The following is a 22,443-nucleotide window of genomic DNA, read 5'->3' as shown; positions in this document are numbered from 1 at the left end:
TAGAGGAGCTATAATTCTTCTATAACTTCTGTTTTGGTATTTGCTTTATTTTGGCTGAGGTCAATTTCCTCATCCATACTATCGTAGTTTTGGGCTAGGGTTTGGACCTGTCGTTTCATGAGCCAGCTCACCAAAACGGCCAAAAGCGTATAAACAACGACCACCGTATAGAAAGAATATTGAATACCTGGCATAGGCGTAACGGCCTCTTTGGTCCGCATAATTCCGTTGATAATCCAGGGTTGGCGGCCCACCTCTGTGACGGTCCAGCCTGCTTCTACGGCCAACATCCCTAGGGGCGTGCTAAGCGCCACCAGCCAAAGGAAGTTTTTGTGTCCCAGCCAGCGGGGGCGGAACTTTTGGGCAAAAAAGTAGAGAAAAGCGACCATCATGAGGAAGGTCCCTGCCCCTACCATAATTTGGAAAGCGAAGTGAGTAACGGCCACAGGGGGGCGTTCATCCTCTGGAATTTGGTCTAGTCCCACCACCTCTTGCTTAAAGTCGCCATGGGCCAAAAAGCTCAATAGGCCAGGGATTTTGATGCCATAATGCACCTCGCCAGTTTCCTCATTGGGAATACCGCCAATCAATAGGCCGGCATATTCCTCGGTATGAAAGTGGGCCTCCATAGCGGCCAATTTAGCGGGTTGGCGGACGGCCACATCCTTGGCAGAAAGATCGCCACTAAGGGGTTGTAGAAAAGCGGCAATTCCACCCACTAGTAGCGCAATGCGCATAGCTTGTTGGTGAAAGCGGTTGGCGGGTTTGCGGATCAGCAAAAAGGCGTGAACTCCTGCTACAGCAAAGCCCGTAGCCGTAAATGCGGCTAAAATCATGTGTAGGGCTTGGGTAAACCAGGCGGGATTAAACATAGCCGCAATGGGGTCAATATTACTATAGGTATTGGTTAAGGGATCATAATCGAAACCCGTGGGGCTATTCATCCAGGCATTGGCCGCAACGACCAAAATACCAGAAGCCACCCCTGTAATACCGACCATAAGGCCAGAACCCCAGTGAATCCATTTGGGGATTTTTCCCCAACCATAAAGAAAAAGGCCGAGAGCAATCGCCTCAATAAAAAAGGCGGTCCCCTCTAAAGAAAAGGGCATTCCGAAGATAGGGCCGGCATGCTCCATAAATTCGGGCCAGAGTAGGCCCAACTCAAATGATAAAACGGTGCCCGAAACCGCACCGGTGGCAAAAAAGATCGCCACCCCTTTAGACCAAGCTTTACTGAGGTCCTTATACACAGCATCTCCAGTTTTAATATAACGCCAGTGCGCAATAGCCATCAGGAAAGGCATGGCCATACCCACACAGGCAAAGATGATGTGAAACCCCAAAGAAAAAGCCATCTGTAAACGGGCTGCAAGTAGGTCTCCCATAATGATATATACTTTTAGTTGGTGTAATTATAAATTATTATTTTCTGCTTCAAAAGAAGAGCTTTTAAGGCTGTTCCGTTGTGATAATCAACACAAAAGAGGGGCTTTGGCTCTTTAATAAATTGTAAAAAAGTTATACAAAAGAGGACTCCCATATTATTAAACCGCCTAATCATTAATAAAGCTGGCCCGCTAAAGCCTAGCTGGCCGTTATTTATTCTGTTTGCGATTTTTAGCCCTAAAAATATTCTGTTTGGCCTTTTCAATCCTAATTTTCTTCTGTAGGCCTACTATTATATAGAAAAACAAGCAGTTATAGCAGGCGAATAGGGACTTTATTTTTTTGTTTTTATGATAAAGGCCTATCTTTGCGCTGATTTTACAGTTTTACTTATACCATTTCATTATTGTCCAAGAATAAAATTATGGCACAAAATACTGGATACATCAAGCAGATCATTGGACCTGTAGTCGATGTAAGCTTTTCAGCCAAAGAGGCTAAACTTCCCGAAATTCTTAGCGCCCTTGAGGTGACTCGCCCCAATGGAGATAAAATTGTTCTCGAATGTCAAAAGCACCTTGGTGAAGATAGCGTCCGTACGATTGCTATGGACAGTACGGAGGGCCTTACTCGTGGCATGCCCGTAGTGGATACTGGCAGTATGATCACGATGCCTGTTGGTGACGAGATCAAAGGTCGTTTGTTTAATGTAGTAGGGGAGCCTATCGATGGTTTGGGTGAATTGCCCAAGGCGGAGCGTCGTGCGATCCACAACAAACCTCCTCGTTATGAGGACTTGAGTACTTCTCAAGAGATCCTTTACACAGGTATCAAAGTTATCGACTTGATCGCACCTTACCTCAAAGGGGGTAAAATTGGTCTTTTCGGTGGTGCCGGTGTAGGTAAAACCGTACTTATTCAGGAGCTGATTAACAACATCGCCAAGAAGCATAAAGGACTCTCCGTTTTTGCTGGTGTAGGTGAGCGTACTCGTGAAGGAAATGACCTTATGCGCGAGATGATCGAAGCCAATATCGTTCGCTATGGCGAAGACTTTAAGCACTCTATGGAAGAAGGTGGATGGGACCTCAGCGCAGTGAAGCATGACGAGCTAGCTGAATCTCAAGCTACCTTTATCTTCGGTCAGATGAACGAACCTCCCGGTGCCCGTGCCCGTGTAGCTCTTTCTGGTCTTACTGTTGCCGAGTACTTCCGCGATGGTGATCCCAATGAAGCTAAAGGTCGTGATATCCTCTTCTTTATCGATAACATCTTCCGCTTTACACAAGCCGGTGCCGAGGTATCAGCCCTTTTGGGACGTATGCCTTCTGCTGTAGGTTATCAGCCTACGCTGGCTACCGAGATGGGTTTGATGCAAGAGCGTATTACTTCAACTAAGCGTGGTTCAATTACTTCTGTACAGGCCGTTTACGTACCTGCGGATGACTTGACTGACCCCGCTCCCGCAACTACTTTTGCTCACTTGGATGCCACCACGGTACTTAGCCGTAAATTGGCCTCTTTGGGTATCTATCCCGCGGTAGATCCTTTGGATTCAACTTCTAAGATTTTGTCTCCCGATATCGTAGGTGATGAGCACTATACTTGCGCCCAACGGGTAATCAACATTCTTCAGCGCTACAAAGAATTGCAAGATATTATTGCGATCTTGGGTATGGAAGAATTGTCTGAAGAAGATAAATTGGTCGTACACCGCGCCCGCCGTGTACAACGCTTCTTGTCTCAGCCTTTCCACGTAGCCGAGCAGTTTACAGGTCTCCAAGGGGTACTTGTAGACATCAAGGATACCATCAAAGGATTTAATATGATCATTGATGGAGAAGTAGACAAATATCCCGAAGCTGCCTTTAACCTTGTGGGTAGCATCGAGCAAGCTATGGAGAAAGGTGAAAAACTCCTCAGCGAAGCTTAATCCAATAGATAAATAGATCTTAGCCGTGGCTGCTTCGGCCGCGGCTAATTTTTTTAGGCCATCATACAAGATATTATTATGGAACTCATTGTATTGACGCCAGATAAGAAAGTTTTTGAAGGCAAAATCAGCAGCATTACGGTGCCTGGTGTAGATGGAGAATTTGAGGTGCTAGAAAATCACGCCGCTATTGTGGCCTCTTTGCAGGCTGGCGATGTGAGCTTTTTGGCCCAGGAAGGGGGTAAGCAAGAACTCGCTATCCAAAGTGGATTTATCGAGGTACTCGATAATAAGGTTTCTCTACTCGTCCAAGAGTAGACCGCCTTTCCACTCTCCCATAAGAGACGCTTCTTTTTGATAAGGAGCGTCTCTTTTTTTTGGGGCCTGCCGCCTTCGGCGGCCGGGCCCTTGCAGGGCTCGCAGGTCTGCTCGGCCCTTCAGCCCTTCGGGCTTTGGTCTGGCCTTCGGCCCTTTTTACTGTAGGTTGAAACCTACAGCAATAAAAGCCGCCATACTAAGCACAATAAAATGAGCCGATGGTTTCAACCATCGGCTCATAAGGGATAGAAAGCAAAGAAGGGCTTTAGCCCATGGCAGAAAAGGTTGCTGGCTAGTTTGTCTAATGGCTTTTATGCTTCTTATCAAGAAGAATATTATGACTCCTCTCCCCCCTTTTTTATAAAGGGATTATGGTAATACAACTCACAACTGGGACAAGCTGTCATCTCATCATCTGTCTTTACCTCCCAGCTCTCTGTACAAGCCGGACAAAATAACCAACTCATCTTTGGATCTAAGATGGCGGCAGGCTCTTCACTAATATTGAGGTTGGGATTGAAAAATTCTATCTCCATTTTCTCCTTATAGGTCTGGGCTACTTTAGTGTAATCTTCCCCATCAATAAGGTCACTAAAGAAATCTGGATTCTCTGCCCATTCCTTAAACGTAATGATCGGATCTAAGCTACTACTAATAGGACAACCTTGAATTTCTCCAAAACAAAAGTATTTAGAAAGCCGAGCATCAACTACTTCAAAAAATTCTAGGGGATAAGGATAGGGAAAGCGTTCGGCATCATTAGTATAAATATATACAAAGGGAATGTGGTAGTACTGTATAGCATGTACTACATAATGCTGCTCTAATTGAATGCCATAGGGGTAAATCTTCATAAAGTGCTTTTTAATCCAATCGTTAGAAGATGATTGAACTAATTGCTTGATTGAGTTAATCTTACACTTAACTAGCATGATATGTATTATTTTAATCTATTTTGAATTTAAAGTCAAATTTAATACCTATATTCCTGTCTGCAAGATAGTGTATTTGAATGTTTTCTATTCTCTTTCCTGTTTTGGAATCAAAAATTTGCACACTATAAGACCATTTATCTATACATGAGTAAGCTGGAATTCGAGGGTCACCTTTTATATCATCTTTGATACGCTTTCTTTTATCAGTTATTATATTAGGTCCCGTCATTGCTTCATCTAAAGCTAGCTGTTCATTTAGCGTTTTAGGAGTGGTGTACCATTTTCCCGCTTTATCTTTGGCCATTTTGCCAAATCCTTTAGGGATTAGACTCATTTCTCACTTATACTCCTTGATCAGCTTTTCATATTCTGCTCTAGGGATATCGTCATTAGCCCTATATTTCCCTAATCGTCCTTCTTGCAAACGGACAAAGTTCTCATCAGCTAGCTTATAAATTTTAGGAGGGAGGTGGGAGCCGAATTCTATTTCTGGCGCTTCTTGTTTGCCCAGCTCCTTTTCTAAGGGAATTTCCTCTTTGAGTTCGGGCTCTTTTAGCTGAGGTTCCTCTATTTTAGGGGGCTCTGCTTTTGGTGTCTCTGCTTTTGGGGCTTCATTATTTTGAATTGGCGGACTTTCTTTAGCTGCTTTTGGTCCTTCTGGAACTTGCTTTTGTAGTTCTTTTAGCTTTTCAAGCTCTTTAGGAGGCGCTTGCAGTTTGGGCGGCTGAACGCCAAGGGGAGCAAGTTCATCGGTATGCTTGAGCATTTTTTCTAAGCCCCCGCCAATTTTTTTCCCAGCCTTTAGTAAGTCCCCGGCAGGCAAAAAGCCAATCATGGCAATAGCAATATCCGTTGGATTTCCCCCCGCAATTGCTTTCCCTAAATCAATAACATCTAAAACAACCCCAAAAGGAGTGAAGCCAATAGCTATTTCTGCCCCAATTTTGGCCCAATCCCAGAAGGAACTGCCTTCAGCAGTTATTCTATCTGCCTTAACAGGGATGGGTTCAAGCATCGGGGCGGTCCAGATATGCTCTAGCCATTGCCCATTCTCATATTGGTAGCGTTTTCCGTCTGCATCTTCGTATTGCTGGCCCTCTATGGCTTCTTCTGGGCAATGTTTGCAGTTTTGGATTTCCTCCTCAATATTTTTAGCGGGCTGTCCTCCTGCGGCTAATTGCTGCTCTAATGCGGCAGTAAACTCATGCTCTTCCTGCCAACTAAAGGCAAGGGAGACCTGATCTAAGCCCCGAGATAGATCCGAAAACTGAGGAATATGGACCTGCCAGCTTCCGTCTAGTTGCCCGCTAAGTTCTATCTGCTCAATAGGCTCAAAAGAGACATAGCGCTGAAAAAAGCCAGAAAGTAGAAGGTTCATTTCTTCTACTCCAGTGGGGCCCATCTCCAAACGATTGATGTAGGCCTCATCAAATCCTTCTTCTGCAATATTGGGCGAAAAATAATAGGGCTCTGTAAGCCAAAATTTCTGCTCTTCGTCCTCCTCTAATGGAAGTTCTTCGCGGCTGATTTTACGGCCTAAAACATGAAGTTGTTGTACAGCAGTTAATTGACCGTCATCGTCTGTCTGTGGTCTTGCATGGACATTTAGTTATCGCTTAAATAATAGTCAAATATAAAAATAGGTAATTTAAATTTCAGTACTAAAACACTTATTTAGCCTTTTTGGGGCTAATGTTTAGCGATAAGGATTCATTTTATAGACTTCAGAGCCTATACCTATTGAGGCCGAAGCAAAACGGCTAGCCTGAAAACCAAAGGATGAGCGGCCTAGCGATGCGGCGGGGTGGCCGTCAGGCCAGACCGAGTTTTTGAGCGCAGCGAAAAAACGAAGGGCCGAGCGAGCAGCGAGCCCCAAAGCGTAGCGCCGCAGCTTTGCTGCGGAGGCCCAAAAAAAACAGTTTAGTCAGCAAAATAAAAAGCCGTATTTTAGGGCTGCCCTTTTCCCCGACTCCATACCGCAAAATATCAATCACTTATATGCCCTTAGTTCGTTTTCTACTACTATTAGGCTGTTTGGGCTGTTTGCTGCCTTTTGGGCAGGCCCAAAATACAGGCTCCAAAGCAAGAGCCCTCGAATATGTTGAAAAAGCCAAAAGCCTTTATGCCGAAGCCCAATATGAGGCCTCGGTACAAGAGTTTCAGTTTGCCGCCGCTATTTATCGCCGCCTCAAAGATGTGGAGGGCTATGGCCGTTGCTACAATGGGGTGGGCAATAATTATATAGAATTGACCCGCTACCAAGAGGCCGATAATGAGTTTAAGCGGGGCTTGGCCCTCTTTGATGATTTGGCCCGCTCGGATAGCAGTTTGCAGGTCGATAGCCTCATCATTGCCGATGGTTATGAGGGCCTGGGCCGCTACCGCATGAATGCCGAAGTAGATTTTTGGAAGGCCTTGGCCCTGCACCAAAAAGCCCTGGCCCTTCGCCTAAAATGGAATGCGCCCAAAGAAGAACTGGCCCAAAGCTATTATTTTATTGGTCGCTGTTATGGCCAACTGAATAAGCAGGCGCAGGACAGCAGCAGCTTGCTCGACCCCCTGAGCATGGAGGCCGATTATCTGGACCAAGCACTCAATTCTTTATCCAAAGAGACCTACCTGACCGCAGATATTTATGAGGCCCTAGGCGAACATTATTATTATCGCAAACAAGATTATCCCAAAGGTTTTGATTACCACCAGAAGGCCTTGGCCATTCGGCAAAAGCTGTTTGGCGAAAAACACCCCAAAATTGCCTCCTCTTATTTGCAGTTGGCGGTCTATTATCGGCTGACCAACCGCTTTGAGGAAGAAGAAGCAGCCCTAGAAAAAGCCCTGAAGATTCAGCTCAAAACCCTGAATAAGGTCCATAAAGATATTGGCCGCAGCTATTATCTTTTGGGGCAGCGCAACTTTTATAGTGGCGACTATGATCAGGCGCTCAACTATTATGAGCGCAGTTTGCGGATTTATTTGGAGCTAGTAGGGAGCAAATCGGTAGAGGTGGCTCAGCTCTACAAAGCCATTGCCAAAGCCCAAAGAGGCCTGGGCAATAGCCGAGAAGAATATATTCATCTGAAAAAATCCTTGGGCTTAGAACGGCAAATTTATGGTGCAGAACACCCCAATTTAGGCCACATTTATATAGAACTGGGGGAGTACTTTAAGGCCAAATCTAAACCCGATTCGCTGCTCTTTTATTACCAAAAAGCCGCTAAGCTTTGGGAGCAACAACTCTCGAAAAATGACTATCGTCTGGCCCAAGCCTATGACCGCCTAGCCGAAGCCTACCGCTTTATTCGAGATGCCAAACAAGAGTATTACTACCTCAATGAGGCCCTAAAAAAGAAGATTAGTATCCGTGATGGAGGGGCCGCTAATTATGCCAAAAGCGGCTTTGGCCAAGAGCAAGAGGTGGCCCTACTCTTTGATGCCTCCGAGGAGAAAGGAGAGGATGAGGTCATTGGGGGAAGCCTCTTTGATAGTTACCTCAATTTGGCCTCCTTCTATGAGCGCAAAAGAGATTATAAACTGGCCCTGATTTATGTGCAAAATGCCCTGACGGCCGTCTGTAAAGAGCTGCCAGAAGATAAGGTAGATATTTATCAGAATCCCGATTTAGGCTGCCTGATGCACAATATCGACTGGCTGCCCGCCCTGGCCCAAAAAGGCCATCTGCTGCTAGAATTGCATCGGGCCAATAAGGCCCCCAAAGAGATTCAAGCCGCCGAATCTACCTATGCCCTGGCCCTGAACCTGGTGGATAGCCTCCGCATCAATTTCTCTTCCGATGGCTCTAAACAACAACTGACCAAACGCTCGATTTCGGTCTATGAAGGCGCTATTGAGGTGGCCCATCTGCGCTATCAAGAAAGCAAAAACCCCAGTTACCTCTATCAGGCTTTCGAGATCATGGAACGCAGCAAAAGCTTTGTTCTTTTGCAAGCCCTGCAAGGGGTGGCCGCCCGCTCTTTTAGTGATTTGCCCGCCGAACTACTGACCCAAGAAGAAAGCCTGAGAAGAAAACTCGCCTATTATTCGGATTATCGACACCGAAATATGAGCCGAGCCGAGGAGTTTGATGAAGCTTACTTCCAAAGCCGAAAATCCTACGATTCTTTGGTCCAATATATTGAGCAGAATTACCCTAAGTATTATCAACTCAAATATGAGAGCCCAACGGTGAGCTTGCCCGAATTGCAAAAGGAGATTCTAGAACCCAAAGATCTTCTTTTGGAGTATTTTATTGGCGACCGCTATCTCTATGTTTTCAAAATTACGAAGGATTTCCCCAGCTTTTATCAATTGCCCCTGCCGCAGGATTTTGACCAAAATCTCCAAGATCTTCGCCATGCCCTAACCGATTATCAAATGATTGGGAAGGACCACAAAAAGGCTTATGAGAATTATGTGCTCTCGGCTCATGCTTTCTATAAAAGCTATGTGATGCCTTTTATTCAAGGGAGTAGCGAGCAATTAGATCGACTTATTGTGATTCCCGACGGGGCGCTTAGCTATATTCCCTTTGAGGTTTTGCTGGAAGAGCCCGCAGATTTGAATAAGGTGGATTATAAGAGTTTAGCTTACCTCATTCGCCGCTATCAATTGAATTATTCTTATTCAGCCAGTTTGCTGGTCCAAAATATCCGAGCCAAACGCCTAGAAAATAATCGCCAATGCCTCGGTTTTGCCCCCGCTTACCCCCTTGGCGATCCCCTGATTGGGGAACATAAGGAGCTGCCTTGGGCCGAGGAAGAACTCAAGGCAATCCAGTCTTATTTTAGTGGAGAGTATTTTATGAAACAGGAGGCCGATAAGGAGCATTTTTATGAGTACGCTTCTAATTATGGCCTGATCCATTTGGCCATGCACGGCGTGGTCGATATTCGCCATCCGCATAAATCCCTCTTGCTTTTTGCTCGAGATTCTGGAGAAATAGACAATTTAGATGCTGGCCGCCTATATGCTTATGAGATTCATAACCTAGACCTCAAAGCGGATTTGGTGGTGCTTTCGGCCTGCGAAACGGGCTTTGGCAAGGTGGTCCGAGGCGAGGGAGTGCTCAGTCTGGCCCGCGCCTTTATGTATGCGGGTGTGCCCTCGGTGGTGACCACCCTCTGGAAGGTGAACGATTATACGAGCGCTGCCCTAATGGCCCGCTTTTATGAAAATTTGGCCAATGGAATGAGCAAACCCGCCGCCCTACAAAAGGCTAAATTGGACTATCTCAATCAGTCCGATCACATTTCTGGACACCCCGCTTTTTGGGGCTCTTTTATCAGCATTGGCAATCCCGCCCCCCTAGATTACGGTTGGTCTTGGTCCAGCATTCTGCTGCTGCTCCTCGGCCTGAGCCTAGCCCTTGGCGCTACGGGATTCCTCCTCTATCGCCGCCAGCAAAAAAAGCCCATGGCTTGGCTCTCTAGCCTGATTGAGCGCTGGCAAAAATGGCGCAGCTAAACAACAAAATCTCAAATCTCTTCCCGCTTTGGAGGAGGTTTTTTTATTTCTGAGGATGCTGTTTTGGGGCCTGCCGCCTTCGGCGGCCGGGCCCTTGCAGGGCTCGCAGGTCTGCTCGGCCCTTCAGCCCTTCGGGCTTCGGTCTGGCCTTCGGCCACCCTTTCAGGCCCCTAGGCCTGCGGGCCTTCGGCCCTGCAAAACCGAAAAAAGCGGCAGTTGACTAAATCAACTGCCGCTTAGGTTTGTAAGGTTAAATAGCCAGAGGCCTATTCTTCTAGTAGAATTTTTTTAGCCTTCATGACTACATTTAAAAACTCTTCATATGGCAATTTAAAGTCGAACTTGTCACTAAAAAATAGCTCAATCTCTAAATAGGGCTTTTCTTGACTGATTTCTACAATCATAATATCATTTAGCCAAATCTCTGCTACAAGCTTTTCTCGGTCTGGACCACTTGCTATTTGAATCGAATACTTATTCATAATTATACTATTCTGGTTCTAAAAAAGTTATAAATTTCTTACCATCTGAACTAAATCTAGCCCCCATTCCCCCAGGTATTCTAATGTCTAAAATATCTCCAAAGCGAGCATGGTGTCTAGTTGTTCTTACTGCATCTTTCTGTAGTAAAATCTTAGTTAATATTTTTTCTCCTTGTTCATTTATTTGTTTAGGGCTTCCTTTGGCTGGAGGAAAAACACTACCTTCTCTGCTTCCATGTTTTTGAAGGCCTCTACCAGCTTTAGTTAATTGTCCACCTTTATCTATTTGCTTTCCTGCACGCTGTAGTTTTTCTATAGAAACTTCTTTAAGTACATTTAGTGGCTTTTCCTTACTTTTTTTAGCCGCTAACTGCTCTCGCTTATACTCCCTAATCAGTTTTTCATATTCCGCTTTAGGAATTTTATCCCCCTCACCGTATTTCCCTAGTTTTCCTTTCTGTAAAAGGACAAAGTTCTCATCAGCTAGCTTATAAATTTTAGGCGGGAGCTGGGAGCCGAATTCTATTTCTGGCGCCTCTTGTTTACCCAGCTCCTTTTCTAAAGGAATTTCCTCTTTGAGTTCGGGCTCTTTTAGCTGAGGTTCCTCTAGTTTAGGGGGCTCTGCTTTTGGTGTTTCTACTTTTGGGGCATCATTATTTTGAATTGGCGGACTTTCTTTAGCTGCTTTGGGGCCTTCTGGAACTTGCTTTTGTAGTTCTTTTAGCTTTTCAAGCTCTTTAGGAGGTGCTTGCAGTTTGGGCGGCTGAACGCCAAAGGGAGCAAGTTCATCGGTATGCTTGAGCATTTTTTCTAAGCCCCCACCAATTTTTTTCCCTGCTTTTAGTAAATCCCCCGCAGGCAAAAAGCCAATCATGGCAATAGCAATATCCGTTGGATTTCCCCCCGCAATTGCTTTCCCTAAATCAATAACATCTAAAACAACCCCAAAAGGAGTGAAGCCAATAGCTATTTCTGCCCCAATTTTGGCCCAATCCCAGAAAGAACTGCCTTCAGCAGTTATTCTATCTGCCTTAACAGGGATGGGTTCAAGCATCGGGGCGGTCCAGATATGCTCTAGCCATTGCCCATTCTCATATTGGTAGCGCTTTCCGTCTGCATCTTCATATTGCTGGCCTTCTATGGCTTCTTCTGGGCAATGTTTGCAGTTTTGGATTTCCTCCTCAATATTTTTAGCGGGCTGTCCTCCTGCGGCTAATTGCTGCTCCAATGCGGCAGTAAACTCATGCTCTTCCTGCCAACTAAAGGCAAGGGAGACCTGATCTAAGCCCCGAGATAGATCCGAAAACTGAGGAATATGGACCTGCCAGCTTCCGTCTAGTTGCCCGCTAAGTTCTATCTGCTCAATAGGCTCAAAAGAGACATAGCGCTGAAAAAAGCCAGAAAGTAGAAGGTTCATTTCTTCTACTCCAGTGGGGCCCATCTCCAAACGATTGATGTAGGCCTCATCAAATCCTTCTTCTGCAATATTGGGCGAAAAATAATAGGGCTCTGTAAGCCAAAATTTCTGCTCTTCGCCCTCCTCTAATGGAAGTTCTTCTCGGCTAATTTTAGGGCCTAAAACATGAAGTTGTTGTACAGCAGTTAACTGACCGTCATCGTCTGTCTGTCTGTCTGTCTGTGGTCTTGCATGGACATTTAGTTATCGCTTAAATAATAGTCAAATATAAAAATAGATAATTTAAAACCATAGATTAAAATCGCAGAATTGACTTTTTTTATTAAAACTTTAGTTCAGTTCTTTCCTCAAAAGGAGCCAAGGCCCCAAGACCTTGGCTCCTTTTTTGTGCCAAACCTTCCGAAAAAGAACCAAAATAAGGGCGAGGAGTAGTGAACCCCCTCGGTAGGACTTAGTGAGCTCCTCTCTTGGGGTTGTATAGCTCCTAAAGAGGACTTGGGCAAGTCCTCGCCTGGGGCAGGGGAGCTCCTTTAGAGGGCTTCTGTACATCCTCTTTTGGACTTACTTAAGTCCGCTACACGATAGGCCTAGTTCCTCTTTAGGACCACTATAGGTCCTCCTTTGGAGTAGTTCAAGTCCTGCCGATGATTAGCCTAAGTCCTCTTCTTTAGGTAGAAGAATACTCCTGATGACTAGGAGGACTGATCTGTAGGATTAGAGATAGCCCTCAAGATAATATATAAACCCCCTATGGAGGATTAGAGATAACCCTCAAGATAATATACAAAACCCCTATGGAGGATTAGAGATAGCCCTCAAGATAATATACAAAACCCCTATGGAGGGCTAGCCTTAGCCCTCCCGATGGGTACAGGCTCCCCTCTCGATGGGTAGGTAAACCCCTCCCGATGGGTACAGGAACCCCTCTTGATGGCTAGCTGTACCCCCCCACAACAGAAAAAGGCCCAAAACCTAAGTTTTGGACCTTTCCTTATGGAGTCCTACAGGCGGCGAAGCCGCCGCAAAGGAGCGAAGCGACTGGCCTAGCGATGCGGCGGGGTGGCCGTCAGGCCAGACCGAGTTTTTGAGCGCAGCGAAAAAACGAAGGGCCGAGCGAGCAGTGAGCCCCAAAGCGTAGCGCCGCAGCTTTGCTGCGGAGGCCCCAAAAAACACTTAAAACCCAATCAGTTCATCGGTTAATTTTTCTCTGCTCCAGCTATTGAGGTTGATACTGATGCCGAAGCGAGCCCAAAAGTTATTCTTCTCCTTCATATAATTGCGGAGGCGTTCATTGGAGTAAAAAGAGTAGGAAATTTGGGCCAGTCCATCGCCAATATCGAGCAGCAGACCGAGATCGTAAAAGATGGCATCGGCGGGGCTGTCTAGTTGGAGAGAGGGGACGGTGTTTTCAAAATATCCCAGATCAAAATAGGGCTGTAGGCGAAAATAGGGCAGGCGGAAAGGCAGGCGAATGGGCAAATCGGCTCGGAGATTTATGGCGCCAATAAAGCTATTGCTGCGGCCGTCGCCAATGGCTTGGGCGTTGGCAATGGGCAACTTAAAGCCCCCTTCTTTGATTAAAACCTGCTGTTCGGAAAAGCCCGATTGGACATTTCGGCCCCAAACATAGTTGTCATAATGGTAGTCATGGGCATTTCGGCTGAGCAAATGCAGCGGGTAAGCGCCAAAATCTCGATCGCTATGAAAGGGGAAGCCGCCAAAGAAAAAGCGGAGACCGATCTTTTTACCTACGGCATAATACCAGTCTTTTTGTCCCTCTAGACTGAGTTTGAGGTACTGCTCCTGGCCTTGATCGTATTGGGCAAACTCTAGGGCCAATTTATATTTTGCTGGGGCCAAAGGGTGGCGGTTTTCCCAGCGATAATAGAGGCGGTGGACCGATCTAAAGCTGCCCGTTTTGCCCAAATAGCTAATATTATTCAGGCTGTCGCGCTCAAAGTTTTCCTCCTCTTCTCGAATCAATAGGTTTTCTAGGCCAATATATTGCCGCCTAAATTGGCGACCTGCCTTGGGGCGCAGGGCCAGCTCCGCCGCCAAGCGCCAACGCTGATATTGTAACTTATAGTTGTAGCGCTCATTGCTAAAATAACTGTAGCGCTTATAGCCCAAACTAATTTGGTAATCCTTGATTTTGCCCTTTTGCAAACCTTTGTGAAAGCTAAATTGGCCTTGGCCCACGAGTTGCTCGGAGCTCGTCCCAACCAAAGGATAAAGTTGGTAGCCCCAATTTTTTAGAAAAATCGGATTGCTGTAAACTCCCAAGCCTAGCAGCAAGCCATCATAGGCATTGTAGCCAATAATTGGGGCCACCGAAGGCGCCTGATTCGTAAAATCTGGACTAGGGTAGAGCAGGTTAATGCGCTTCCGTTTGGAGCGAGCAAAATACTGCTGCTGGTTGGCTCTATTGTAGTCGGGTAAATAGGCAAAGGGGTCTATTTCTAGGCTATGCGCATGGGCCAATTTGGGTATGCGGAAGCTTTCTCTTTCTCCCGCCGCCAAGGGGGGGAACTTAAAGGCCTGCAAAACTTGGCCTTCCTCATTCATATAGGCCAAAAAGATGGGGGGAGCGGCTTGGCCCTTATTCTGAATTTGGACCAATAGGCTGTCGCTGCCCAAATTACTCAGTTTTTCTAGGGCCAAATCTACTCGCTTTTTATCTTGTAGCAGCCCCTGAAAACACCAGTCTAAATCTTGGCCGCTGCCCTGCTCAAACTCCTTTTGCAGTTCTTGGGGACCAAGATGTTTGAACTGCCATTTTTCATAAATCGCTTGCAGAATGCTATCCATTTTGGGCTGGCCCAAATGCTGTTCTAGATAAGAGAGGATGAGGCTGGGTTTGGCATAGGCGGCCAAATAATAATTAAAATTGCTCAGGCTATCAGAGGGCAGGGCGCTAGATTGCTCCTCATTGCGCTGGACTTGCAGCAGATAGGCCAAATAGGCTTGGCGCAAGGGCTGGCCGCCATATTCTTGCTGCAGATAACGGCTCTCGATATAGGAATTAAAGCCTTCATCTATCCAAGGATGTTTGCGCTCATTGCTGGCCAAAATGCCATACCACCAATTGTGGCCAATTTCATGGGCCAACAGGAGGTCCAAATATTTTTTACTGCTAGTGGGGTTGATGATCGTAATCATGGGGTATTCCATGCCCCCACCTGCTCCTAAGGGCCCTTGGACCGCCGTAATTTGTGGGTAGGGATACTCGCCCATGACTTTAGAATAATAGCGAGTTGATTTTTCCATAAAGTCGGGCGCCAACTGCCAGATATAAGCTTCTTCGGCCTCAAAAAAGGCCCAAAGGGGAAGTTTTCGGCCAGTGGCTAGGGTCATCTCTTTCTTCAGGACATAAAAGTCTTTGTTCAAAAAGAGGGCAAAGTCTTGTACGTTTTTAGCCTGATAGTGCAATTGCTTAAAGCTGCTATCTGAAGGAAGACTAGGGGGCGGATCTACCGAAAGCCCAATCAGCTCCATTTTTGCGCAGGCTTTGGCCCAATCGGCTAGGCGTTTTTGCTCGGCTGCTGTTTGTAGCTCGCCTGTGGCGGCCACCCAATAATTGGCGGGCAGCTCTATATATATATCGTAATCGCCAAATTCTCCATAAAACTCGCCTTGGTCCAAATAGGGCATAGGATGCCAGCCCTTTGCATCATAAACCGCTACTTTGGGGTACCATTGACAAAGCTGATAATATTGTTTTTGATGGCCCAAACGAGAAAAACTAGCGGGTACTTTTAAGTGAAAAGGGCTTTCAATCAGCAAACTGTCGCCTGGGGCGAGGGGCGCACTCAGCTCCAGCCGCAGCATTTCTTGGCCGCCCAAAGGGAAACTACTGCTAAGGTTTTGGCTGGGGCTACTAAAGTCTAGACTATCTATTCCCCCACGAGCCGAATCTGCCGCAAACTGAAAACTCAGGTCGCCATTTTCCGCCAATTGATGGGCAAAGGGACTGCTGTTGTTGCGGTAGGCATTGGGCCAAAGATGTATCCATATTTCAGTTAGACTATCTGCCGACTGGTTCTGATAGCTCATTTTCCAATGGCCCGATAAACTATGCTGGGCCTCATTGAGCCGAAAGTGAATCTCATAATGGCTCTGCTGCTGAAAGTAGTCGCTGCTTTGCCCCCAAACAGACAAAAAGCCAGAACAGAAAAAGAGCAAAAGTGCTAGAATTGATTTCATATTAGGAAGTATGTTTTTTTGCAATTTTTTATTGGATTATTTGGTTTAGGTTTTCTGAGATTAAATTTTTAATTTGTATACTCTTATTCTTTAATCTAAACAATTGTTAATTATGAAGAATCTCATTTTTAATGTATTTGTTTTTTTTGTGACTTTCGCTTTATTGGCTTCTTGCCAACAAGCAGAGGTAGAAATGGCCCAAGAAACCCTAAAATCAGTAGATAGCTATCAAACGCTAGCGCAAGCTCAGCCCCTAGAAGAAGGAATTGAGCTGCCCAAGGGGACCCAATGGAAATATACGGATGCTAGCCAAACTTCGGTAGAGTTTGTTCTGCCTCAAGGCTATAGCTTTTTGTTAGAGGACAAAGAGACAAAGGCGGTAAGCTTGGCAGATGTCGCTATTCAGCCCAAAAAAGAACAGTCAAATCTAGAAATTTTGGGAGTGCTTTATACTGCTCAGGATGATATTAGTTATGAAACTGCAGCCAAGGCTTCCTTGTCTGCTGCGGGCATCGAGGCTTTTACCCAATTGCCTGAGCTCCAAAAACTCATTCAAGAGCATTATGATTTTGTGTACGGTGGAGGCGATTTGCCTGATTTTCCCAAGGGAGAAGATTTAGTTCAATTATCAGAAGAGGATTACGTTTTAGCGCAAAGTTATTTTTATGGACAGGCCTTTCAGTTGCTGATCCCCTATAGCCCCGATTTTTCTTTCTTTTTTCCTGATGTGAAGCTTACTGCTCCTGGCGATGCTCCAAAATCTTGTAGCTGTACCTCAGGTGAAGGTAAGGGCTGTGCACTAAAGAAAGTGGGGAGATGGACTTATGTAGCCTATTACTGCACGGGCTGCACTACTTGTACCATGAATGATTAAGTTGTTTTGGGGCCTCCCGCCTGCGGCGGGCGCTACGCTTTAGGGCTCGCTGTTCGCTCGGCCCTTCGCCAGCAAGCTGGCTCGGTCTGGCGCTGCGCGCCACCCTGTCGCATCGCTAGGCCACCCTGCCGCATCGGTTACTCCCTTCGGTCGTCGAACGGCGCCCTAAAGGGCTTGTTGTGGCCAGGCGCTGCGCGCCTCTGGACCTTATAAAAGCGTGCCCCCGCTGCCATTGGCAGCGGGGGCACTTTTATTTGTCATTCCTCGGCTCGTTTAGAGCAGATTCAATTTAGGCTTGAGGTCTTCATGCGCATAAAACTCATTGATAATGCGGACCACCTCTTGAGGGTCATCCGTAATGGGCATAAGATCCAAATCTTTGGGGCTTACATTCTGCTCTTGTTCTAGCATCACGTTTTTGATCCAATCCTTTAGGCCGGTCCAGAACTCAGAACCTACCAAAATGATGGGAACAGGAGAGCTCTTATGGGTTTGGACCAAAGTAAGGACCTCAAAGAGTTCGTCCATGGTACCAAAACCACCAGGAAGCACTACAAGGGCTTGCGCATACTTCACAAACATCACTTTGCGGATGAAGAAGTACTTGAAGTTAAAAATCTTGTCGTTGTCAATATAGTCGTTATGGCCTTGCTCAAAAGGAAGGTCAATATTGAGTCCTACAGAAGGACCACCCGCTTGCTTGGCGCCCAAGTTGGCCGCCTCCATAATACCGGGGCCACCACCTGTAATCACACCATAGCCCTCATTGACCATCAATTTGGCAATTTCGGTAGCTAGTTTATAGTAGCGGTTGTCGGGCTTGGTACGGGCCGAGCCAAAAATAGACACACAGGGACCAATATCGTTGAGACGCTCGTAGCCATCTACAAATTCTGCAATTACCTTGAACATGGTCCAAGAGTTTTCTGCCTTAATTTTAGACCACTGTCTGGGGTTGTTTTTAGAATGCTTTTCTTTTTCTGTCATAGTCAAAATATTTTAAGTTGGGCCCTGGGCACAAAAAAATGCCATCTTTTTAAAGAAAAAGAAGGGCCATCAAGAATAGTCGTTCTGGCTTTTTGCGGGGCAAAAGCTCAGCAATTTATCAAAATAAAACTGAAAAAGGGAAGAGAAAACTGTATTTTAGGCGGCTTGACGGCCTTTTTTTGGACCAAAAAAACAAAAAGCATGAAAAAGATAGCTGTTTTTACATCAGGAGGCGATTCGCCAGGAATGAATGCTTGCATTCGTGCAGTGGTGCGGGCCGCTATTTATAATCAAGTAGAGGTGCTCGGTATCCGTAGAGGCTATGCGGGAATGATTTTGGGAGATTTTGTTCCCTTGGACCGAGAAGGGGTGCAGGGCATCATTAACAGAGGTGGGACCATTTTGGGCTCTGCCCGCTCTGCCGAATTCATGACGCCCGAAGGTCGCCAAAAAGCCTTTGAACAACTAAAAGCCGCTGGCATAGAGGGGGTTGTGGTCATTGGAGGCGATGGTTCTTTTAAGGGAGCTACGGTTTTTATGGAAGAACATCCCGAAATTCCCTTTGTGGGCATTCCGGGCACCATAGACAACGATCTATATGGAACAGATTATACCTTGGGCTATGATACGGCCATCAATACGGCTCTAGAAGCCATTGATAAAATCCGTGATACGGCAGAGGCCTACAACCGCTTATTTTTTGTAGAAGTTATGGGCCGAGATGCGGGCTTTATTGCCCTGCGTTCGGGAATTGCTGGCGGGGCCGAGGCCATTTTGGTCCCTGAAGTAGAAACAGACATCCCTTTGTTGATTCAGCAAATTGGGGAATATCACGAGAAGCACAAACACTCCTGTATTATTGTAGTGGCCGAGGGCGATGATGCTGGTGGAGCTTTTGAATTGGCCAAGCAAGTGCAAGATAAGGTCCCTTATGAAGAAAGCCGAGTGACGGTTTTGGGCCATATTCAGCGAGGGGGAACCCCTACTTGTGCCGACCGTGTGCTGGCTGCCCAAATGGGCATTGGCGCGGTAGAAGCCCTGTTGGCCAATAAAAGAGGAATTATGATTGGGGTACAGCACAAACAACTGGTTGAAGTCCCCTTTGAGCAATCTACCAAACACAATATCGAAATTAGCCCCAGCCTGAAAAAAGTAGCCCATATTCTTTCGGCTATTTAGGCCTAGCGATGGCAGCAGAGGCGCGCAGCGCCTGGCCTAGCGATGCGACAGGGTGGCGCGCAGCGCCAGACCGAGCCAGCTTGCTGGCGAAGGGCCGAGCAGACTTGCGAGCCCTAAAGCGTAGCGCCGACGAGCGAAGCGAGGCGGAGGCCCCAAAAAGAAAAAAAGCTAAAAATAAGCGGGTCAATGAAATATGCTTATCTTTGTGGGCTGAATACGAAAGATACAGCAGTTGGTCTAGAAAACTTGGGCCGACAGACTTCAGACGAACTTAATCATTATAGAAGATATGGAAAATTTGGTAGCCATTGTAGGGCGGCCCAATGTAGGAAAATCGACCTTTTTTAACCGTATGTTGGGGATGCGTCAGGCAATTGTAGATGATGTGAGCGGCGTAACCCGTGACCGACAATATGGCTCGACAGAATGGAACGGCAAGCGGTTTCATTTGGTAGATACCGGCGGATTTATTGGCGATGGAGAAGATGTATTTGCTGCGGCGATCCGCAAGCAGGTGCGCATGGCCATTGAAGAAGCGCAGGTGGTAGTATTTATGGTAGATGTAGAAACGGGAATTACCGACCTGGATGCGCAGGTGGGCCGTTTGCTCAAAGAGATCAACAAACCGGTTTTGTTGGCCGTAAATAAAGTAGATAACAACGAACGCCAGCTCATGATTCATGAGTTTTGGGCCATGGGATTTGATAATCTTTATCCCATTAGCTCGACTTCTGGGAGTGGCACTGGCGACCTATTGGATGCTTTGACGGATATTATTCCGGGTATTCCCGAAGAAGATAACCGCCTTCCGCATATTGCGATTGTGGGCCGACCCAATGCGGGAAAGTCTTCTTTTGTCAATCTCCTTTTAGATGAGGAGCGCTCTATTGTTACGGATATTGCTGGAACTACCCGCGATAGCGTGCATGCGCATTACAATAAATTTGGACAAGAATTTATCTTGGTCGACACAGCAGGTTTGCGCCGTAAGCGCTCGGTAAAAGAGGACCTAGAGTTTTACTCGGTCTTGAGAGCCATCCGCTCTTTGGAATCTGCCGATATCTGTGCATTGATGCTCGATGCGAGCAAGGGAATTGAGGCCCAAGACCTTAATATTTTCCGCTTAGCCATCAAGAACAACAAAGGGATTGTCATCTTTGTCAATAAATGGGATTTGGTCGAGAAGAGCACCAATACCCTCAAAGAATATGAGGACCACATCCGCGAGCGCATTGCGCCCTTTAGCGATGTGCCCATCGTCTTTATCTCTGTTTTGGAGAAGCAGCGGGTGCTCAAAGCCATTGATGTGGCCATTGAGGTGCATGAAAACCGCAGCAAACGGATCTCTACTTCTAAATTGAATACCTTTTTGGAAGAAACCTTGGCCGCTTATCATCCCCCCGCTTATCGGGGCCGCATGATCTCGATCAAGTATATGGTCCAATTGCCCACGGCTTATCCCTCTTTTGTATTTTTCTGTAACCACCCTAAGCATGTTTCAGAATCTTACAAAAAGTATTTGGAGAACAGCCTGCGGGCCCGCTTCGATTTTACCGGAGTACCGCTTAAGCTCTACTTTAGAGATAAGTAAATAGCAAATAGAAAAAGGCCAGTAGTTCGCACTATTGGCCTTTTTTGTTAATCAGGATCACTGTGCCAAAGAAAACAAAAATCATCTTGGGGGTTGACCCCGGTTCTATTTTGCTGGGCTATGCTTTCTTAAAAGCAACTGGCCAAAAGGTCGAGCTGCTGAGTATGGGCGTTTTGGATATGCGCAAGATGGACAGCCAGGCCCAAAAGATGAGTTTCATTTATAGCGAGCTAGATCGCCTGATTCAATATTATGAACCCTCTACAGGCGCTTTAGAAGACCCTTTTTATGGCAAAAATGCCCAGTCGATGCTCAAGTTAGGGCGGGCGCAGGGCGCAGTTATGGCCGTGATGGGCAATCATGGCCTAAGCGTAGCAGAATACAGCCCCAGAAGCATCAAAAAGGCCGTAACGGGCAAGGGGGCCGCCAGCAAAGAGCAAGTAGCGGCCATGTTGCCCCATCTGATTAAAGGCGATTTTCATCACGATTTTTTAGATGCTACCGATGCCGTGGGCGTGGCCTACTGCCATTATTTGCAGGGCAGCTCGGCCAGCAAAGGCGGCAAACGCTATAAGGGCTGGGGCGATTTCCTCAATAATAACCCCAAACGCAAGGGCTGATGGGCAACCGCATCTTTGCACTGCTCAAACAGATTTGGGCCAATAAAGGACTGCGTTTTTTGCTGCAGCTCCTTTTGTTTGTCGCTCTTGCCTATTTGCTCAAGCAGCAGTGGCAGCGGGCGGCAGCAGAGCTGCCGCCCCTCTCTTGGCAACGCTTTCAGGCGGAGTTCTCTTTGGCCTATTTTTCTTTGGCTCTTTTGCTTTTGCCCCTCAACTGGGCCTTGGAGGCCCAAAAATGGCGGGCTTTACTGGCGGCACCTATGGCTTTTTCTAGGGCCATAAAAGCTATTTTTATGGGCCTGGCCCTAGGGGTGTTTACCCCCAACCGAATCGGCGAACATGCGGGCCGATTGTTCTATTTGCCCAAGGCGCTTCGAGCCCAAAGTTTGTCGTCTAGCGCTTTTGGTAGCCTAGCTCAATGGATCGTTTTGGTCACAGCGGGCCTGCTGGCTTTGGCCTACCGAGAAATGGCCCAATTACCGATTCCCGCTTGGTTTTTGGCCCAAAAGTATTGGCTGTATGGGGCTTTGCCTCCGCTTTTGTTGCTCTTGTTGGCGATCTATTTTTTGGGGCCGCAGTGGTACTCGCGCTGGACCTTTTTGCAGAAGTACGCCTTCCTAAAACTCAATTTGCCCAAACGCAATTTGAGCGCCGTTTTGGGCCTTTCGCTGCTCCGCTATGGCTGCTATATTCTCCAAAATGTGGCTTTGCTCTATGCTTTTGGCGCCCACCCCCCTTTTTTATTGGCCGTTACAGCCGTGCAATTGGTCTTTTTGGCCCAAACGGCCCTGCCCATTCCGGCCTCGGCGGCTTTGTTGGCTCGGGCCTCGCTTTCGCTCTATTTTTTGGCCCCCATCGCGGCCGATCATATCCTTTGGGCCAGCTTCACGCTTTGGCTAATCAACATTTTTCTCCCGACGCTCATGGCTAGTCTGATAGGCTTTTTTCGCCTAAATGCTAAGGAAAAAAAGATCTAGCTGTTGTTTTGGGGCCTCCCGCCTTCGGCGGGCGCTACGTTCTGCAGCTCGCTCTCTGCTCGGCCCTGCGCAGGCTGC

Annotated in this window: 16 protein-coding genes; 8 read left to right on the top strand and 8 right to left on the bottom strand. The window is 46.8% G+C overall.

The features are described 5' to 3' along the window. Positions 1 to 8 precede the first annotated feature (8 nt). Positions 9 to 1,388, bottom strand: coding sequence for a cytochrome ubiquinol oxidase subunit I (locus tag OP864_RS07805; RefSeq protein ID WP_270100650.1), 1,380 nt, complete (start codon positions 1,386 to 1,388; stop codon positions 9 to 11). Positions 1,389 to 1,813: 425 nt separating this feature from the next. On the opposite strand from OP864_RS07805, the gene atpD reads away from it, so the two are divergent. Both atpD and atpC read left to right on the top strand, forming a co-directional pair. After that, on the top strand, positions 1,814 to 3,322 hold the full coding sequence (gene atpD, locus OP864_RS07800; RefSeq protein WP_270100648.1) for a F0F1 ATP synthase subunit beta: 1,509 nt from the start codon (positions 1,814 to 1,816) through the stop codon (positions 3,320 to 3,322). Positions 3,323 to 3,400: 78 nt separating this feature from the next. Further along, positions 3,401 to 3,640, top strand: coding sequence for an ATP synthase F1 subunit epsilon (atpC, locus tag OP864_RS07795; RefSeq protein ID WP_002658810.1), 240 nt, complete (start codon positions 3,401 to 3,403; stop codon positions 3,638 to 3,640). Between the two features lie 335 nt (positions 3,641 to 3,975). Here atpC and OP864_RS07790 read toward each other — a convergent pair whose 3' ends face one another. Genes OP864_RS07790 through OP864_RS07780 form a run of 3 tightly spaced genes read right to left on the bottom strand, consistent with a single transcriptional unit; the run spans position 3,976 to position 5,977 of the window. Continuing rightward, positions 3,976 to 4,572 carry a hypothetical protein gene (locus OP864_RS07790; protein WP_270100647.1) on the bottom strand — a complete coding sequence of 199 codons (597 nt, stop codon included), beginning with the start codon at positions 4,570 to 4,572 and terminating at the stop codon, positions 3,976 to 3,978. Positions 4,573 to 4,585: 13 nt separating this feature from the next. Then, a complete protein-coding gene (locus OP864_RS07785; RefSeq protein WP_270100646.1) occupies positions 4,586 to 4,879 on the bottom strand; it encodes a hypothetical protein in 294 nt (97 codons plus the stop codon). Positions 4,880 to 4,912: 33 nt separating this feature from the next. Continuing rightward, complete coding sequence (locus tag OP864_RS07780) at positions 4,913 to 5,977, bottom strand: hypothetical protein (RefSeq protein WP_270100645.1); 1,065 nt, start codon at positions 5,975 to 5,977, stop codon at positions 4,913 to 4,915. Positions 5,978 to 6,573: 596 nt separating this feature from the next. Here OP864_RS07780 and OP864_RS07775 point away from each other — a divergent pair. Beyond that, a complete protein-coding gene (locus OP864_RS07775; protein WP_270100644.1) occupies positions 6,574 to 10,035 on the top strand; it encodes a CHAT domain-containing protein in 3,462 nt (1,153 codons plus the stop codon). 266 nt (positions 10,036 to 10,301) lie between these two features. Here the strand turns inward: OP864_RS07775 and OP864_RS07770 are convergent, their stop codons facing one another. The 3 genes from OP864_RS07770 to OP864_RS07760 form a co-directional block, all read right to left on the bottom strand. Further along, a complete protein-coding gene (locus OP864_RS07770) occupies positions 10,302 to 10,517 on the bottom strand; it encodes a hypothetical protein (protein ID WP_270100643.1) in 216 nt (71 codons plus the stop codon). Positions 10,518 to 10,524: 7 nt separating this feature from the next. Further along, complete coding sequence (locus OP864_RS07765) at positions 10,525 to 11,571, bottom strand: hypothetical protein (protein ID WP_270100642.1); 1,047 nt, start codon at positions 11,569 to 11,571, stop codon at positions 10,525 to 10,527. A 1,536-nt stretch (positions 11,572 to 13,107) separates the two neighbouring features. Beyond that, entirely contained in the window at positions 13,108 to 16,137 is a 3,030-nt protein-coding gene (locus OP864_RS07760) for a M1 family metallopeptidase (protein ID WP_270100641.1), read from the bottom strand. Positions 16,138 to 16,249: 112 nt separating this feature from the next. Between OP864_RS07760 and OP864_RS07755 the strand changes: the two genes are divergently transcribed. Continuing rightward, the gene (locus tag OP864_RS07755; RefSeq protein ID WP_270100640.1) at positions 16,250 to 17,011 is read left to right on the top strand and encodes a hypothetical protein; all 762 of its coding nucleotides are present in this window, start codon (positions 16,250 to 16,252) and stop codon (positions 17,009 to 17,011) included. A gap of 273 nt (positions 17,012 to 17,284) precedes the next feature. Here the strand turns inward: OP864_RS07755 and OP864_RS07750 are convergent, their stop codons facing one another. Continuing rightward, positions 17,285 to 17,998, bottom strand: coding sequence for an LOG family protein (locus OP864_RS07750; protein WP_270100639.1), 714 nt, complete (start codon positions 17,996 to 17,998; stop codon positions 17,285 to 17,287). A gap of 201 nt (positions 17,999 to 18,199) precedes the next feature. On the opposite strand from OP864_RS07750, the gene pfkA reads away from it, so the two are divergent. The 4 genes from pfkA (at position 18,200) to OP864_RS07730 (ending at position 22,365) form a co-directional block, all read left to right on the top strand. Then, a complete protein-coding gene (gene pfkA / locus OP864_RS07745) occupies positions 18,200 to 19,177 on the top strand; it encodes a 6-phosphofructokinase (RefSeq protein ID WP_270100638.1) in 978 nt (325 codons plus the stop codon). Positions 19,178 to 19,466: 289 nt separating this feature from the next. Beyond that, entirely contained in the window at positions 19,467 to 20,768 is a 1,302-nt protein-coding gene (gene der / locus OP864_RS07740) for a ribosome biogenesis GTPase Der (RefSeq protein WP_270100637.1), read from the top strand. Between the two features lie 62 nt (positions 20,769 to 20,830). Then, entirely contained in the window at positions 20,831 to 21,388 is a 558-nt protein-coding gene (gene ruvC, locus OP864_RS07735) for a crossover junction endodeoxyribonuclease RuvC (RefSeq protein WP_270100636.1), read from the top strand. Continuing rightward, a complete protein-coding gene (locus OP864_RS07730) occupies positions 21,388 to 22,365 on the top strand; it encodes a lysylphosphatidylglycerol synthase domain-containing protein (RefSeq protein ID WP_270100635.1) in 978 nt (325 codons plus the stop codon). Before ruvC ends, OP864_RS07730 begins: the two co-directional genes overlap by 1 nt. Positions 22,366 to 22,443 lie beyond the last annotated feature (78 nt).

This window comes from Saprospira grandis (genome assembly GCF_027594745.1).
In the GTDB taxonomy this organism is placed as follows: domain Bacteria; phylum Bacteroidota; class Bacteroidia; order Chitinophagales; family Saprospiraceae; genus Saprospira; species Saprospira grandis.
Note: the sequence above shows the minus strand (reverse complement) of the source record. Positions and strands in the feature narration are given on the sequence as shown.